Annotated in this window: 14 protein-coding genes; 10 read left to right on the forward strand and 4 right to left on the reverse strand. The window is 64.8% G+C overall.

The annotated features are described in order from the left end of the window. The first annotated feature begins 67 nt into the window (after nt 1–67). The 5 genes from CI41S_RS31135 to blaOXA all read left to right on the forward strand — a co-directional run bounded on the left by CI41S_RS31135 (nt 68) and on the right by blaOXA (nt 4,586). On the forward strand, nt 68–847 hold the full coding sequence (locus tag CI41S_RS31135; protein ID WP_139862965.1) for an ATP12 family chaperone protein: 780 nt from the start codon (nt 68–70) through the stop codon (nt 845–847). A 304-nt stretch (nt 848–1,151) separates the two neighbouring features. Then, nucleotides 1,152–1,625, forward strand: a complete 474-nt coding sequence (locus CI41S_RS31140; RefSeq protein ID WP_139862966.1) for a hypothetical protein — start codon at nt 1,152–1,154, stop codon at nt 1,623–1,625. A 153-nt stretch (nt 1,626–1,778) separates the two neighbouring features. Continuing rightward, complete coding sequence (gene fliK / locus CI41S_RS45210) at nt 1,779–3,437, forward strand: flagellar hook-length control protein FliK (protein WP_139862967.1); 1,659 nt, start codon at nt 1,779–1,781, stop codon at nt 3,435–3,437. Further along, entirely contained in the window at nt 3,434–3,697 is a 264-nt protein-coding gene (locus CI41S_RS45215; protein ID WP_139862968.1) for an EscU/YscU/HrcU family type III secretion system export apparatus switch protein, read from the forward strand. Before fliK ends, CI41S_RS45215 begins: the two co-directional genes overlap by 4 nt. Before the next feature lie 76 nt (nt 3,698–3,773). Continuing rightward, the gene (gene blaOXA / locus CI41S_RS31155) at nt 3,774–4,586 is read left to right on the forward strand and encodes a class D beta-lactamase (protein ID WP_139862969.1); all 813 of its coding nucleotides are present in this window, start codon (nt 3,774–3,776) and stop codon (nt 4,584–4,586) included. Nucleotides 4,587–4,727: 141 nt separating this feature from the next. Here blaOXA and CI41S_RS31160 read toward each other — a convergent pair whose 3' ends face one another. Continuing rightward, nucleotides 4,728–6,083 carry an aminotransferase-like domain-containing protein gene (locus tag CI41S_RS31160; RefSeq protein WP_139862976.1) on the reverse strand — a complete coding sequence of 452 codons (1,356 nt, stop codon included), beginning with the start codon at nt 6,081–6,083 and terminating at the stop codon, nt 4,728–4,730. Between the two features lie 424 nt (nt 6,084–6,507). Here CI41S_RS31160 and CI41S_RS31165 point away from each other — a divergent pair, with 424 nt between their 5' ends. Then, the gene (locus CI41S_RS31165; protein ID WP_139862970.1) at nt 6,508–7,371 is read left to right on the forward strand and encodes a DMT family transporter; all 864 of its coding nucleotides are present in this window, start codon (nt 6,508–6,510) and stop codon (nt 7,369–7,371) included. Between the two features lie 159 nt (nt 7,372–7,530). Here the strand turns inward: CI41S_RS31165 and CI41S_RS31170 are convergent, their stop codons facing one another. After that, nucleotides 7,531–7,989: a cupin domain-containing protein gene (locus CI41S_RS31170; protein WP_139862971.1), complete on the reverse strand. Its 459-nt coding sequence runs from the start codon at nt 7,987–7,989 to the stop codon at nt 7,531–7,533. Nucleotides 7,990–8,088: 99 nt separating this feature from the next. On the opposite strand from CI41S_RS31170, the gene CI41S_RS31175 reads away from it, so the two are divergent. Further along, nucleotides 8,089–9,642, forward strand: coding sequence for a winged helix-turn-helix domain-containing protein (locus tag CI41S_RS31175; protein WP_139862972.1), 1,554 nt, complete (start codon nt 8,089–8,091; stop codon nt 9,640–9,642). A 359-nt stretch (nt 9,643–10,001) separates the two neighbouring features. After that, nucleotides 10,002–11,747, forward strand: a complete 1,746-nt coding sequence (locus tag CI41S_RS31180; RefSeq protein ID WP_172628256.1) for an adenylate/guanylate cyclase domain-containing protein — start codon at nt 10,002–10,004, stop codon at nt 11,745–11,747. A gap of 165 nt (nt 11,748–11,912) precedes the next feature. Here the strand turns inward: CI41S_RS31180 and CI41S_RS31185 are convergent, their stop codons facing one another. Continuing rightward, nucleotides 11,913–12,545, reverse strand: coding sequence for a tyrosine-type recombinase/integrase (locus CI41S_RS31185; protein ID WP_139862974.1), 633 nt, complete (start codon nt 12,543–12,545; stop codon nt 11,913–11,915). A gap of 299 nt (nt 12,546–12,844) precedes the next feature. Between CI41S_RS31185 and CI41S_RS31190 the strand changes: the two genes are divergently transcribed. Continuing rightward, nucleotides 12,845–14,596, forward strand: coding sequence for an adenylate/guanylate cyclase domain-containing protein (locus tag CI41S_RS31190; protein ID WP_244626743.1), 1,752 nt, complete (start codon nt 12,845–12,847; stop codon nt 14,594–14,596). 113 nt (nt 14,597–14,709) lie between these two features. Here CI41S_RS31190 and CI41S_RS31195 read toward each other — a convergent pair whose 3' ends face one another. Then, the gene (locus CI41S_RS31195; RefSeq protein ID WP_139862974.1) at nt 14,710–15,342 is read right to left on the reverse strand and encodes a tyrosine-type recombinase/integrase; all 633 of its coding nucleotides are present in this window, start codon (nt 15,340–15,342) and stop codon (nt 14,710–14,712) included. Between the two features lie 187 nt (nt 15,343–15,529). Here CI41S_RS31195 and CI41S_RS31200 point away from each other — a divergent pair. Beyond that, nucleotides 15,530–16,126, forward strand: a 597-nt coding sequence (locus CI41S_RS31200; protein ID WP_139862975.1) for a transposase, incomplete at its 3' end; no start/stop codon positions are given.

Here is a 16,126-nt window from a genome sequence, read left to right on the forward strand (position 1 = left end):
CTTTATTTACCGCCGTCGCTGACATATCTTGCGAGCAAATTCTCTCGAACGAAAGCCGGCCGGCGCGATGCGCGAACTCTTCGACGAAGCTGCAGGACAATCCCCGCTCGACCCGCAGGAGGCGGTGCGCCGTCACATCCGCACGCCGCAGCGCAAGCGCTTCTACACCAGCGCCGGCGTTGCTGAAGCCGACGGTGGATTTTCGGTCACGATCGACGGCAAGCCGATCCGCTCGCCATCGGGCAAGCCGATCGTGGTGCCGGTGCGTGCCATCGCCGATGCGGTCGCGGCCGAATGGAACGCACAGGGCGAGACCATCGATCCCCTGACCATGCCGCTGACGCGCCTCGCCAACAGCGTCGTCGAAGGCGTGATCGATCGCGTCGACGAGGTGGCCGACGATGCCGCCAAATTCCTCGGCAGCGATTTGCTGTTCTATCGCGCCGGTCATCCGGAGACGCTGGTCGCGCGCGAAGCGCAGCATTGGGACCCGGTGCTGTTCTGGGCGGCCGACACGCTCGGCGCCCATTTCGTGATGGCCGAAGGCGTCATGCATGTGGGCCAGCCCGAGCCCGCGATCCGGGCGGCGCGCGCCGCGTTTCCGAGCGATCCGTGGTCGGTCGCCGCGCTGCATGTGGTGACGACGCTGACCGGCTCGGCGCTGCTGGCGCTGGCGCTGGCGCATGGCTTTCGCGACGAAGACCAGGTCTGGGCGGCCGCGCATGTCGACGAGGACTGGAACATCGAAAAGTGGGGCGTCGACGAGGAGGTCGCCGCGCGCCGCGCCGCGCGGCTGGTCGATTTCAGGGCCGCAGCCGGCATTCTCAAGGTCTCGCCGGCGATTTGAGCGAGTTCAATTCGGCGCGATTGCCTCAATTGCCGCCCAGTTTGTAGCTATTGTGACGGCGTTGGCATGTTGTTGAGCCGGCGATCACTTGATCGTGGGCGCGGGCTCCTTGCGAGCTCGACTTTTTTTCACCAGATCGTTTCACGTTTGCTCGTTCCCAATCGTCTTAGGAATGACGATTGGCATGGAATGGGCGCGCTCGCGTGCATGCGGGCGGCGTCGGCAATGCGTTTCTTTTGGAACTTGTTGGCGTGACGCCGAATTGATGCTGGGCCGCGGGGCGTGTGGTGAACGAAGAGAAGATATGTCGCAGTATGTTTTGGATCCCGTGCGTGCCCGCCGACCCGCGATGGCGGTCTCGACCACTCAAATGGTCTGGCTCTGCATCGTCGCCGGAATCGCCATCTATTTCGGCACGGCGCTCTGGCTGGAGCGGACATGGCAGGATCCGGCGCCGAAAGGACGCGTGGTCGCACCGTTGGTCCGGCCGTTCCTGCCGTTAGGCCAGGCTGCGTTTCGCGCCGAGCCGCTGCTCAAGGACGAGGGGTTGGCCGCGTTGGCGGACAATCCGGACATCGAGGGCGATACCCGATCGCCCGTGATCGTCTACGAGGACAACAAGCCGCTTGGACCATCGCACAGCACCTTCGCCGAGGTCAGCGCCGGTCACGGGCGTTTCGCGCACTGGAAGGGGCAGGGCATCGTGTTCTCGGCCAGCGACGGCACCGATCCGAACACCAACGGTCGCCGCTATTGGGCCGTCATCGCCGCCAAATGAAGCGCCGCAAGTGAGATGCACCGGGGACGGCGCGCCGTCCGGCGGTTAACGAGAGGTTTACGACGCCGGGCTAGCTTGCACCACGGTCTGGACGGAGCGGAAACCTGTCCGGGCCGATCATGGATGCCCCGCCGCCTGGCCGAGACCTCCGATATGGCAATCGCCATCAAACCCGCGCTGCCGGTGCTTGCTTCCGAAGAGGCAGGCAGCGTTGCGCCTGGTCTCGTGCTGCAGCCGGGCAGCGTCGTCAATGCGCAGGTGCTGAAGGTGCTGTCCGCCGATCTGGTGCGGATTGCAATTGCGAGCCTCTCGATCGATGTGCAGACCGAGGTGCCGCTGCAGCAGGGCCAGAACCTGCAGCTTGCGGTGTCGCAGACCGGTGACGGCATCCGCCTGCAACTGGTCGGGCAGGGCGCAGGCGATGCAGCGCGGCTGTCGCCGGAGCCACTCCCGATCTCGCCCGGCGCCAACTCGCAAGCCAGCACAGCGGCTTCCCAGGCCAGCGCAGCGGCGCCGAAGGACGTGCTGACGCCGCTCGAGCGCGTCAGCGTCACTGCGGCCGCGCAAAATGCCGCGACCGTGCAGGGCAGCCAGGCGCCGCTGTTCGCCAATCTTGCGGCGGCGATCGTGACCGGCAATCTGCCGCCAAAGCTGCAGGCGGCGATCGTGCAGGTGCTGCTGCAGCAGACCAGCCTCGACGAAAATCTCAGCGGCGACGACGTCAAGGCCGGGTTCCAGAAGTCAGGCCTGCTGCTCGAGGCCTCGCTTGCCGCGCGTACTGCGCCGTCGGCGGTCGGCGGCGTGCCCGATCTCAAGGCCGCGCTGATCGTGCTGCGACAAGCGTTGACCTCGCTCGGTAACTCTCTTGGCACGGGGGCGGATGCGCCGAAGCTCGCAGCCGCGCCGGTCGCCCAACAGGCGAGCGCCCAAGGGCCGGTCGCGCAAGAGGCGCGCGTCAACGCAACGCCAAACCTTTTGCAGACAAGCCTTGTGCCGGGCGCGCCCGATCTTGACGTCCAGGAGATCCTGCTGCCGCAGGCCCGCGTGCCGGTGGCGATCGATCTCGGCGGCGGCAGCGCACGACTTCCCGGCGCGCTGGCGGACGCGCTTGATGCCGGCCCTTCGCCGGGCGCCACGCTCAATCTCATTCAGGAAGCGCTGCACGAGCTCGGCAATCCCGCACGGCAGGGCGTCGCACTCAGGGACCTGCCGGCCGGCGACACGCTCGCGCGCAGCACCACGCCGCCGCCGCCGTTGCGCGGCGCGCTGCCTTCCGCGCAGGCCGTTGCGGAGCCGACGATCGTGCCGGGCGCGCCGCCCGCCGTCACCGCGCATCGCCTGTTGGAAAACACCGACGCGGCGCTGGCGCGGCAGACGCTGCTGCAGGTCGCCTCGCTGCCGGACCGCACCGATGCGGCGCGCCCGCAGCTCGAGGCGATGCTGCCGCGCTGGAATTTCGAGATCCCGTTCCTGACGGCGCAGGGCACCGCGATGGCGCAGTTCGAGATTTCGCGCGACGGCGGCGGCAACGAGGTCGAGGCGGCCAAGCGGGTATGGTGCGCGCGCTTCACGCTCGACGTCGAGCCGGCCGGCCCGGTGCATGCGCTGGTGTCGTTGCACGGCGAGCGCACCTCGGTGCGGATGTGGGCCGAGCGTCCCGCCACCGCCGCGCAGCTGCGCGCCGGCGCCGGCGAACTGAGCCAGGCGCTGGCGAGGGCCGAACTCACCCCCGGCGACATCGAGATCCGCGACGGCGCGCCGCAGCAGCCCGCGCCCGTGCGCGCCGGCCACTTCCTGGACCGCGCCACATGAGCAAGGGCAAGAACCAGCTCGCCGTCGCCCTGCATTACGACCACGTCGGCGCGCCGCGCGTCATCGCAAAAGGCAAGGGCGCGATCGGCGCAAAAATCATCGAGGTCGCCAAGGCCAACGACATCCCGATCGAGGAGAACGAGGTTTTGGCCGGCGCGCTCTCCAACGTCGAGCTCGGCGACGAGATCCCGGCCGAACTCTACAAGGCCGTCGCCGACGTGCTGGTGTTCGTGCTGAAACTGTCGGGAAGGGCACGGTAATCCTCGTTGCCATCCTTTCACCGCGGTGGCATCACCATCATTGCCAATGCCTCAGGTTCCGTCTGAAGGTCCCGTCGTGATCAATCGCCGCCATGCGCTCGGTCTGTTTGCTGCCGCGAGCCTCGTGCCGTCGCGCGGCTTCGCCAATGTGTCGTACCAGCGCAGCGAGTTTCGCGACGATCTGGCGAAAAGGTTCTTCGATCTCGGCACCGAGGGCACCTTCGTCGGCTACAAGGTCGACGACTATCTGATCATCGCCAGCGACAAGGTGCGCTCGGGCGACGGCAGATTGCCGGCCTCGACCTTCAAGATCCCGAATGCGCTGATTGCGCTGGAGACCGGCGTGGTGCAGGACCCCGACAAGGACGTCTTCAAGTGGGACGGCGTGACGCGCGGCATCGAGGCCTGGAACAAGGACCACACGCTGCGCTCGGCGATCGCGGTGTCGGCCTTCCCGGTGTTTCAGGAGATCGCGCGCCGGATCGGCGAGGAGCGGATGAAGAAGTATCTCGACCTCATCGACTACGGCAATCGCGACATCGGCGGCGGCATCGACCGTTTCTGGGTGTCGGGCAATCTGCGCATCGATCCGATCGAGCAGGTCGATTTCCTCGACCGGCTGCGTCGCGGCGTGCTGCCGATCGGCAAGCGCAGCCAGGAGCTGGTCACCGACATCCTGCCGGTGACCAAAGTCGGCGACGCTGTGATCCGCGCCAAGACCGGCCTGACCGACAAGGAACACGGCGCGCTCGGCTGGTGGGTCGGCTGGGTCGAGAAGGGATCCAATGTCACCGTGTTCGCGATGAACATGGACTGCAAGACCCCGGCGCTGATCGACGCGCGGATCAGCGCGACCCAGCAATGCCTGACCGACATCGGTGCGCTGTGACGACCTGACCTGGGCGCGCCGCGGACGGTCACTGCGCGGTTCCAGGGACGCCTGCCAAAATACCGAAAAACAACCCCATGCAAAGTAGCTTTGCCGGTGGCAGGATACCGCCGCCGCCATTCAACCCGATCTGCTCGCGCCCTACCGCCCGATCGCGCGCTGCAGCGCCGGCATCAGCCTGGGGTCGCGACACTGCGCGACGTTGAAGCGCATGAAGGCGGACGCCGTCTGCGAGGCGCTGAACACGTTGCCCGGCGCCAGCACCACATTGTCGGCGAGCGCCGCGCGCGCCACGTCGGCGGAGTCGCAGCCGTCGGGCAGGCGGCACCAGAGCTGGAAGCCGCCGCGCGGCATCAGCCAGGGCTCGATGCCGATGCGCTGCAGCTTGTCGCCGACGTCGCGGCGGGCGCGCCCCAGCCGCCGGCGCAGCTCCTCGACATGCTTGCGGTAGAAGCCGCTCGCCAGCACGCTCGCGATGATCTCGGTTGCGACCGCGCTCGGGCCGCCGAACCCGGTCGCGACCTGCAGATCGACCAGATCGTCGATCCAGTCGGCGCGCGCCGCGATGTAGCCGCAGCGCAGCGAGGCCGACAGCGTCTTCGAGAAGCTGCCGATCCGGATCACGCGGTTGAGGCCGTCGAGCGCGGCAAGCCGCGCCGACGGCTCGGGCTCGAAATCGGCAAAGATATCGTCCTCGACGATCGAGAGATCGTAGGCCGCGGCGGCGTTCAGCACGCGATGCGCGGTCTGCGGCGACATCGTCGCGCCGGTCGGGTTGTGCAGTCCGGCGACGGTGATGTAGAGCCGCGGCCGCTCCGCCGCGACCACCGCCTCGAAGCTAGCGACGTCGGGGCCCGCGGGCGTGTAGGGCACGCTGACCAGCTTGACCTGATGCGCGCGCAGCAGGGCGCGGAAATTGAAATAGCAGGGATCGTCGACCAGCACCGTGTCGCCCGGCCGCAGCAGGAAACGGCAGATCAGGTCGATCGCCTGGGTGCCGGAGGTGGTGAGCAGCAGCTGCTCGGGCGGCACCTCCAGCCCTTCGTCGGCGAACCGCGCCATCAGGATGCGGCGCAGCGCCAGCGAGCCGCGGGTCGCGCCGTAATCGGACAGCACGGCGTCCTCGGCCCGCGCCAGCGCGCGAAACGCGCGGCGCAGCGCCTCGGTCGGCATCCAGTCGGACGGCAGCCAGCCGCAGCCCGGCTTCAGCGCGCTCGCCTCGGCGTCGAGCGATTGCCGCGACACCCAGAGCGGATCGACGGCGCGGTCGCGCTGCGGCTGATCCTTTGCAAGCGCCAGCGGCAGCAGCGCGGCCGCGGAGACGTAGAAGCCGGACCCGGGCCGGGCCCGGATCAGGCCCTCGGCGGCGAGCCGGTCATAGGCCTCGACCACGGTCGAGGGCGAGACGCCCATGGTCGCGGCAAAGCTGCGGATCGAAGGCAGCCGATCATCGGCGGCGAGCGCACGGCTCGCCACCCGCGCACGGATCGCGTTCATCACCTCGACGGTCCGCGTCGCCTTGGGCGCATTGGATGGTTTCTGCAAGTGTATGCCTACCTTCACCCATACAGTTTGGCGATATTGTACTGATCTGTAGCTGCCTTGGCGAGGCCCCGAGGGCTACCTTCGTGGTGACGTCGAAGCAGCGGACTCCGCTTCACCTCGCCCCGCCTGCGGGGAGAGGCATAGGCCGCCCTTGGCGGCCGTCCTCTGAGAACGCCGAGGCGAAGCCTCTGCTATGTCGCATCGTCAGATGCGTTCCGGGTGAGGGGGAGCCTCCACGGATACCTCTGTCACCGTCTGCGCGGAAGCAGCCCCTCACCCCAACCCTCTCCCCGCGAAGGGCGGGGCGAGGGGGCGCACTTCCTGCGCGGTCGCGACCGGGCCTCGACGTCGCTGCGGTCTTGGAAAGTGAAATGCGATGGACAAGGCTTCGATCGAGGGTTTCGGCAACGGTCTGCTCGGCGTGATCATTTTCTCCGGCTCGCTGCCGGCGACGCGCGTGGCGGTCGGCGGCTTCTCGCCGCTGTTTCTGACCTCGGCGCGCGCCATGATCGCGGCGCTGCTCGGCGCCCTGCTGCTTGCGGTGCTGCGGCAGCCATGGCCAAAGCGTGCCGACCTGGTGTCGCTGACGATCACCGCGCTCGGCGTCGTGATCGGCTTTCCGCTGCTCACGGCGCTGGCCCTGCAGCACATCACCTCGGCGCATTCGATCGTGTTCATCGGCCTGCTGCCGTTGTCGACGGCGGTGTTCGGCGTGCTGCGCGGCGGCGAGCGGCCAAAGCCGCTGTTCTGGCTGTTCTCCTGCATCGGCAGCGCCACAGTCGGCGCGTTTGCACTGTCGAACGACGGCGCGGCCTCGCTGACCGGCGATCTGCTGATGGTCGCGGCGATCGTCGTCTGCGGCCTCGGCTATGCCGAAGGCGCCGCGCTGTCGCGCCGGCTCGGCGGTTGGCAGGTGATCTCGTGGGCGCTGGTGCTCTCGACCCCGGTCGTGCTGGTCATGACGATGCTGACGCTGCCGCCGAGCTGGGACGGCATCGGCATGCCGGCCTGGCTCGGGCTCGGCTATGTCTCGGTGTTCAGCATGCTCATCGGATTCGTGTTCTGGTACCGCGGCCTCGCGCTCGGCGGCATCGCCAGCGTCGGGCAATTGCAGCTGCTGCAGCCGTTCTTCGGCCTCGCGCTGGCCGGCCTGCTGCTGCACGAGCAGGTGCCGTGGACCATGGTCGCCGCGACCTGTCTCGTCGTCGGCTGCGTCGTGTTCGCCCGCCGCTTCGCTTAGTGCGCGCTAGGGGCGTGCACTCATAAGGCCGTGTGTCCGCTGTTGGAGGTAAAGCCGACATCGAGGCCCGTACTGGGCATGTCGCCAATGACCCGAAGGAGACGTTTGACCACGCGATCGTGGTCAAACAAGTTCCAGATTCTGGCGTCAACGCGGTGCCTAGCCTTTGAGTGCCGATAGCTGATCGGTATCATAGCGGGCTCGCAGCTCGGCAATCGTTGTGGGGTCAGCCGCGCCGCCGCGCGCTACTGTCTCGGCCAGCTCCTCGAAATAACGCTCGTGCCCGGGCGGCGATACCGTCATGAGCACGCGTGCGACCTTGTCCGAAGCGTTGCCGATGTTGTGCGGCACGCCTGGCGGCAGGAACAAGTATGTGCCGGGCGCGGCATGCACGTGTTCGTTGCCCACTTGCCAGTCGCATTCGCCCTCCAGCACATAGAATGTCTCCTCCTGCACGCGATGGACATGTAGCCCAGTGGAGAAGCCCGCTGGAATCGTCCACTCGAACATCGAGGTGTGCCGCGTGTCGTTGCCGGTGACCAGAAATGCCATGGGATGGCCGGCAAGCCTTACGGATTTGCCTTCGCCTGGTCTGCGGATGATCGCCTTTCCACTCATGTCTTGCTCTCCAGCCGGTGTGATCGGGAGCCTTATCCTGCCTTTCCATCGTCCAAAAGTCGTGAAACAACTCCGAAATTGTTGCAAAATGCCACCGAAATGGCTCAGCAGTCCCAACCAGTCACGTACAAATTCGGCTCGTTTGCACTCGATGCCGAGACGGGCGCGCTGATTCGCGGCAATACGCCCGCCTTGCTCGGCCAGCGAGGCGCTGCGCTACTGCGCCTCCTCTTGGAGCGCGCCTCGTCTCCTGTCGGAAAGGACGCGCTGATCGAGGCGGCGTGGCCGGGGCTCAATGTCGAGGAAAGCAATCTCACGGTGCAGATCGCGGCCCTTCGCCGCGCGCTCGAGCAGGACGGCGGTGAGCGCTGGATCGAAACGCTACCGCGTCGCGGCTATCGCTATGTCGGCCCACCCGTGACACGGGGTGATACCAATGCAGACGAGGCCGGGAACTCGGCCACGTTGTGCGTGCCGGAAAAGCCTTCAATTGCTGTGCTGCCATTCGGGCACTCCGTCGAAGCCGCTTGGTTTGCTGACGGCATGGTTGACGACATCATCACGGGGCTGTCGCGCATCAGGTGGCTGTTCGTGATCGCGCGCAATTCCAGCTTCGTCTGGCGCGGCCGCGTCGCTGACGTGAAGCAGGTCGGCCGCGATCTCGGCGTGCGGTATGTTTTGCAGGGCAGCGTGCGGCGCGCCGACGACCGCGTCCGCATCAACGCACAGCTCGCGGATGCCGCAAGCGGCGCACATATCTGGGCCGAGCGTTACGACCGCACGGTAGGCGATTTGTTCGCCTTGCAGGACGAGATCGCGCTGGCCGTGGTCGGCGCCATCGAGCCGAGCCTGCGCCGCGCCGAGGTCGAGCGTATCCGCCGCAAGCGCCCCGATAGTCTCGACGCCTACGAACTCGTGCTGCGTGCCCAGCCGGATGTAGACTCTGGCATGCCCGATCGTGCTGCGATCGCCCTGCCGCAGCTCCAGCGCGCCCTGGCTCTTGAGCCCACTTACGCGCTCGCCCATGGCCTTGCCGCAATGAGCCACCACAATCGCTTTCTGCGCGCAGGGCTGAAGGAAGAGGATCGATCGGCGTCGGTGCGCCACGCACGCCTTGCAATCGTGCACGGGCGCGACGACGCGCTGGCGCTTACCTTTGCCGGCTTTTCACTTGGAATGGATGCTCATGACCGCCAGGCGGCCTTCGCCGCGTTCGAAGCGGCGCTCGCGCTAAGTCCGTCGACCGCCCTCGCATGGATTCTTGGCAGCGTCGTCGCCGGCTGGGCCGGTGAAGCGGAGCGCGCAGTCGACTGGAGCGAGCGCGGCATTCGCTTGAGCCCATTCGATCCATGGGCCTTTGCTGCTTACGACGCGCAGGCACTCGCCCATTTCTGTCGCGATCGCTATGCAGAGGCTGCAAGTGCAGCCTACAAGTCCAATCTCGCCAATCCCGCCCACAGCATTACGTGGGTTCAGCTCGCCGCTTCTCTCGCCGCGCTCGGGCGGTTCGAGGAAGCGAAGGCGGCTGCCGCGTGCGTGTTGGAATTGCAGCCGACCTTCCGCATCAGCAGCCAGTTCGCTGGCGTCGCCTGCGCGCCCGAACTGGCAGCGAAACTTGGCGAAGCGCTGCGCGCAGCCGGTCTGCCGGAATAAGGTGAGCGATCAGCAGGTCGGCTATTGGCCCGGAGCCGGCGTTTGTTCAGAATGCCGCAATGTCCGCAGCCGGGAGGGAAGCCGGCCAAGGTCGAGCGAGGCGTCGTGGTCGCCTTGTGACCCTTAGCCGACCTCGCACTGCCGACAGATTTCCGTTGCTCCACTGGCAGGCCCTTAGGTGCAAAATCGATTGTCGGTTCAAAGGCTTCATTGCATCGCTCTCGCGGGGCTCAACTCGGGTGAGCCATCGTGCGATTGGCCCGGCGGCTGGATTTGTCGTACAATTTGTCCCAGGTTGAGACTTTCGCGCCATGGGTGGAAAGCGGCGAGTCCTGGGCGGACGCAGGCTGGCGGCGATAATGGCCGCCGACGTTGCTGGCTATTCGCGGCTCATGCACGACGACGAAGAGGCCACGCACGCGCGTCTCACGGCGCTCCTCGCAGATGTTATCAAGCCGATAGTGGCAGAGCACGGAGGCCGCATTGTCAAGAACACCGGCGACGGGTTCTTGGCCGAGTTTCCGAGCGCAGTCCAGGCAGTTCGAACGGCTGTGCGCTTTCAAAGCGCTGTTGGCGACCTTCAGAAGAATGACGCGGAAGGCAGACGCCTGCTTTTTCGCGTGGGCATCAACATAGGTGACGTCATCGTCGAGCCGCACGATATCTTCGGCGACGGCGTGAATATTGCAGCTCGCCTTGAAGGCATATCGGAGCCAGGCGGCACTTGCATCTCGTCTTCCGCCTACGATCAGGTTCGCGGCAAGGTCGATACCGCGTTCGAAGACATGGGGCCGCAGGCGCTGAAAAACATCGCGGAGCCGATACGTGTCTGGCGCGTAAGGCTGGGCAGCAACACTCGGTCGGCAGCCTCGACGGCTGTCCCCGCCGGGACTTCCCGACCGCTTGCCCTGCCCGACAGGCCCTCCATCGCCGTACTGCCGTTCCAGAACATGTCGGGCGATCCGGAGCAGGAATATTTCGCCGACGGAGTGGTGGAGGACATCATCACCGCGCTATCCCATTTCAGAGCGCTGTTCGTCATCGCCCGCAACTCGAGCTTCACGTACAAGGGGCGCGCGGTCGACGTAAAGCAGGTGGGGCGCGAGCTTGGGGTACGCTATGTGTTGGAAGGGAGCGTTCGCAAGGCGGCAAATCGAGTGCGCATCACGGGACAACTAGTCGATACCGCCACCGGGGCGCATCTCTGGGCCGAGCGCTACGACCGCGACCTTAGCGACATATTTACGGTCCAGGATGAGATTGCCGCCAGCGTCGTCACGGTTATCGAGCCGGCACTGGCAGCCGCCGAGCAACAGCGCGTGCTGCGCAAACCACCGGAACGGCTGGACGCCTGGGAGGCCTATCAGCGCGGCCTTTGGCACTTCCACCAATACCGGCCTGAGGAGAACAAAACCGCGTTGGCCTTCTTCAGCCAAGCTATCGCGCTCGATCCGAATTTCGCTCCCGGCCATTACGGATATGCGCTGGCTCTCCAGTGGGATATCTGGCACTTCTCGACCCGCCCCTTCTTGGAGGTTCAAGGAAGGGCGCGTGAAGAGGCGCACATCGCCGTATCGCTCGACGACAACGATGCGACGGCGCATGCCGTGTTGGCACACATGATGATGTGGGGCAGCGAATGGGAGGCGGCGATCGCCGAAGCGCGCACCGCGGTTGCCCTCAATCCAAATAGTGCCTTTGTTATCAGCATGCTTGGTTGTGTACTCGGGTTCGGCGGCTATCGAGAGGAAGCACTCGAGAGGCTGCAGCAGGCAATCCGTGCCAGCCCACATGATCCCCTGATTTGGCTTTGGTCGGTCTGGCGTGGGGCTTTGCAGTTTCTTTCACGCGATTTCGTCGCTGCGCTGCAGACGTGGCGCCAAGTCGTTCGCCTGCGTCCGAGTTATGCTACCGCTTACGAATACATCGCCGCGTCGCTCGCTTATCTCGGGCAATTGGACGAAGCGCGCGAAACGCTGGAACGTATCCCCCCGCAATCGGCGGAGCAGCGCCGGCGTTGGCAGCAAAGGCCCCCCTGGATGCGGCCCGAGGACTATGCCCTCCGGGTCGAAGGTGTCCGCCTCGCAGCCGGAGTGCGGGGATGAGTGCGACGCCGCGATCCGAATCCTCTCTGAGCGACTTTCAGGCGGCGCGTCAGTGACGTCTTGAAGTTCTGCAAATCGCGGACGCGAACGGGGCTGTCGACTTCCGTTATTGGCCCGGAGCAGTCTGTGAGGGCAGCGCAGAGAACGTCTGCTCTGCCCCCGAAGTCAGACGTCAACTTGTTCTGCTATCGCGAGGGCGTCGTCGACCTCGATGCCGAGATATCGAACGGTACTCTCGATCTTGGTATGCCCCAGAAGGAGCTGTACGGCTCGCAGGTTGCCGGTTCGGCGATAGATCAAGGTCGCCTTGGTACGGCGAAGGGAATGCGTCCCGAACAGGTGCGGGTCTAATCCGATGTCGGCGATCCAGCGCGACAGAAGGCGGGCATACTGGCGGGTCGTCATGTGTCCGGCCCGCCGCCGTCCGGTGAACAGGTATTCGCCCGACTTTTTGACGGTCACCCGCAGGTAGTCATCGACGGCCTGACGGGTCGATTCCGTTAGTTCAAATTTGACTGGCCGACCAGTCTTCTTCTGTCGGACGATCGCGCGATCGGCCGTATACCCGCCCGGAGCAACGTCATCGACTTTCAATGCGACTACATCGCAGCCGCGCAGCTTGCTGTCGATGGCGACGTTGAACAGCGCCAGATCACGCGTTCGGCCTTCGATCTGGAGCTTGGTCCGGATTGACCAGACGTGCTTGGGACGGAGCGGCGGCTTTGCGCCGACGATCTTCCCCTTGTTCCAAGGAACGTGCTTCGAGACGGCGGGGATGGTGCTCGGGGTAACGGTCATATTGACCTCTTCAGCTAGTGAGGCTGGTCCTTTTCAGTCCGGAGCCCTTCCAATCCCGCGTCCGCTTTGAAACAATTGGAGACGTACTTGGGCCCAATTTGAACGAAGCGAGGGCCGCCTTTGACCCAAAGCGGACCCCCCGGGTTGACGCACACTTAATTGCCGGTGCGCCACGGGCCCAGCCAAATGCTGCTTGGAGCAATAGGGGCCCTCCCGCAATTACCGCCCACAGGTCCACAACAGAGTGCTAGGCTTCTCTTGTTCCAGCGACGTCTTTGCTTGGTCGTTCGGAGGGAGCTGTGACCGATCAGCGGGTTCAGAGGCGATTAGCGGCGATCTTGGCCGCCGACGTGGTCGGCTACTCTGCGTTGATGCAACGCGCTGAGGAAGCCACCTACGCAGAGTTCGAGCGGCTGAGGCACGAAGTAATCGAGCCTAGCCTCTCCCGCCACGACGGGCGACTGATCAAGACCACGGGTGACGGCGCGTTGGCCGAGTTCGCAAGTCCGTCGGCTGCGGTGCGATGCGCGGTGGAAATACAGGAAAGCATCGCGTCAGGTCAGAGCTCCCTTAGGCTACGCATTGGGGTCAATCTCGGGGAGGTCATCGTCGGGGCTGACGGCGATCTATTTGGCGACGGGATCAACATTGCCGTCCGGTTGGAGGGGGCCGCCGATCCGGGCGGCATCCTGATTTCCGAGAAGGTGCACAGCGAGGTTGGGGGCAAGCTGGACGTTGACTTCGAGGACCGGGGCGAACAGCACCTCAAGAACATCTCCAAGCCGGTCCGCGCTTTTGCTGTACGCGCGGGAGCGCATGGCGCGCTGACCGATCGGCTAAGTGCGGCCCTGGCTCTCCCGGAGAAGCCCTCCATCGCCGTGCTGCCGTTCGAGAACATGAGCGGTGATCCCGAGCAGGAGTATTTTGCGGACGGCGTGGTCGAAGACATCATCACCGCCCTTTCGCGGTTTGCCTGGCTTATGGTCATCGCTCGCAATTCGACATTTACATATAAGAACAGGGCCACCGGTGTGAGGCAGATTGGGCGCGAGCTGGGGGTGCGCTATGCCCTGCGGGGCAGCGTTCGCAAGGCTGCGGGTATGGTTCGGATCACGGGCCAGCTCATAGACTGCGCCACGGGCACGCACCTTTGGGCGGACCGGTTCGATGGTCGCCTCGAGAACGTGTTCGATCTTCAAGACCAGGTCACGACGAATGTAGTCGGGGCCATCGAGCCGCGCCTCCGAAAAGCAGAGATCGAGCGTGCAAATCGCAAGCCGACGGAAAACCTGGACGCCTATGATTACTTTCTGCGCGGGCTTTCCCGGTTTCACCTGCATACGCGCCAGGGAAACGAAGATGCCCTGAAGCTCTTCATGAAGGTGATCGATCTCGATCCAAATTACGCGGCGGCATATGGGATGGCCGCTTACTGTCGCCATCGACGGCGCGTGTGGGGATGGACCGATGATCAGGCCGGAGACCTGCATGAGCTTGCACATCTCACCCGACAGGCAGCGCAGCTGGGCAAAGATGATCCGGTGGCACTTTCTACAGCTGGATGGGCAATTGCCTTCGATCTTCGGGATCCCCAACTCGGCGCGTCGCTGATTGATCGGGCGCTGGACATCAACCCCAACGAAGCGATGGCGTGGTGGATGAGTGCATTTGCACGCGTTTGGCTCGGTGAACCTGAGCTGGCAATCGCGCACGCACAACGCGCCGTGCGTCTCAGTCCGCGCGATCCGCTGATCCACCAGATGTACACGGCCATTGGCAACGCGCATTTCGTGTCCGGGAGATACGAGGAAGCCGCGGCGTCCGCGCTGGCTGCGTTGCAGGTTGATCCCGATTATCAGCCTGCCCTGCGCCTGGGAGCGGCAGCCTGCGGAAAGCTTGGCCGGATTGGGGAAGCGAATAGGATGATCTTCCATCTCCGAGAGTTGTTTCCGGATATCACTGTGTCGGCCCTCAAAGACCTGTTGCCGTACAGGTCGGACCACCTCGCTGCTCACTTGGACGGACTGCGTAAGGCAGGACTGCCGGAGTGATCGGCGTTCTCTATCGGCGTGAAGGACCCGTCAGAACCTGTGGCCTGATGTCTGTTCATGGCCCGGAGCAGTCTGTGAGGGCAGCGCAGAGAACGTCTGCTCTGCCCCCGAAGTCAGACGTCAACTTGTTCTGCTATCGCGAGGGCGTCGTCGACCTCGATGCCGAGATATCGAACGGTACTCTCGATCTTGGTATGCCCCAGAAGGAGCTGTACGGCTCGCAGGTTGCCGGTTCGGCGATAGATCAAGGTCGCCTTGGTACGGCGAAGGGAATGCGTCCCGAACAGGTGCGGGTCTAATCCGATGTCGGCGATCCAGCGCGACAGAAGGCGGGCATACTGGCGGGTCGTCATGTGTCCGGCCCGCCGCCGTCCGGTGAACAGGTATTCGCCCGACTTTTTGACGGTCACCCGCAGGTAGTCATCGACGGCCTGACGGGTCGATTCCGTTAGTTCAAATTTGACTGGCCGACCAGTCTTCTTCTGTCGGACGATCGCGCGATCGGCCGTATACCCGCCCGGAGCAACGTCATCGACTTTCAATGCGACTACATCGCAGCCGCGCAGCTTGCTGTCGATGGCGACGTTGAACAGCGCCAGATCACGCGTTCGGCCTTCGATCTGGAGCTTGGTCCGGATTGACCAGACGTGCTTGGGACGGAGCGGCGGCTTTGCGCCGACGATCTTCCCCTTGTTCCAAGGAACGTGCTTCGAGACGGCGGGGATGGTGCTCGGGGTAACGGTCATATTGACCTCCTCAGCTAGTGAGGCTGGTCCTTTTCAGTCCGGAGCCCCTCCAATCCCGCGTCCGCTTTGAAACAATTGGAGACGTACTTGGGCCCAATTTGAACGAAGCGAGGGCCGCCTTTGACCCTGGCTGTGTGAAAACGCGGTGCCGCGGTTATGATTCTCCCGTGATTCTAGGGAGAAATTGATGGGTCGCTTCGTTGAAGAGGCGGATCGCGGGCAATGGACGCTATTGCCCGAATGCCTCGATGATTTCATTGACGAGAGCAACCCCGTTCGCGTGATCGACGCGTTTGTCGATGCGCTCGATTTGGCTGAGATGGGCTTTGAGGGGGTGGAGCCGGCGGCAACGGGTCGACCGTCGTACCACCCCTCGGTTCTCTTAAAGCTTTACATCTATGGCTATCTGAACCGGGTGCAGTCGAGCCGACGGCTCGAACGAGAGTCCGGCCGCAATGTCGAGGTGATGTGGCTGCTGGGTCGGCTCGCTCCGGATCATAAGACGATCGCGGATTTCCGCAAGGACAACGGCCTGGCGCTCCGCAAGGTCTGTGCGCGCTTCATCGAGCTCTGCCGAGAGATGGGGCTTCTCGCGACGTCGAGCGTCGCCATCGACGGCAGCAAGTTCAAAGCGGTGAACAACCGGGACAGGAACTTCACCCGGGCGAAGGTGGAGCGGCGGCGTGCTCGGCTCGAGGAGAGCGTCGCGCGCTATCTGAGCCAACTCGACACCGCCGACCGGCAGGAGCCGACGGAGGCGCTGGCTGCGAAGGTCACGAGGCTC

Origin of the sequence: Bradyrhizobium ivorense, assembly GCF_900696085.1 — a bacterium.
GTDB lineage: Bacteria > Pseudomonadota > Alphaproteobacteria > Rhizobiales > Xanthobacteraceae > Bradyrhizobium > Bradyrhizobium ivorense.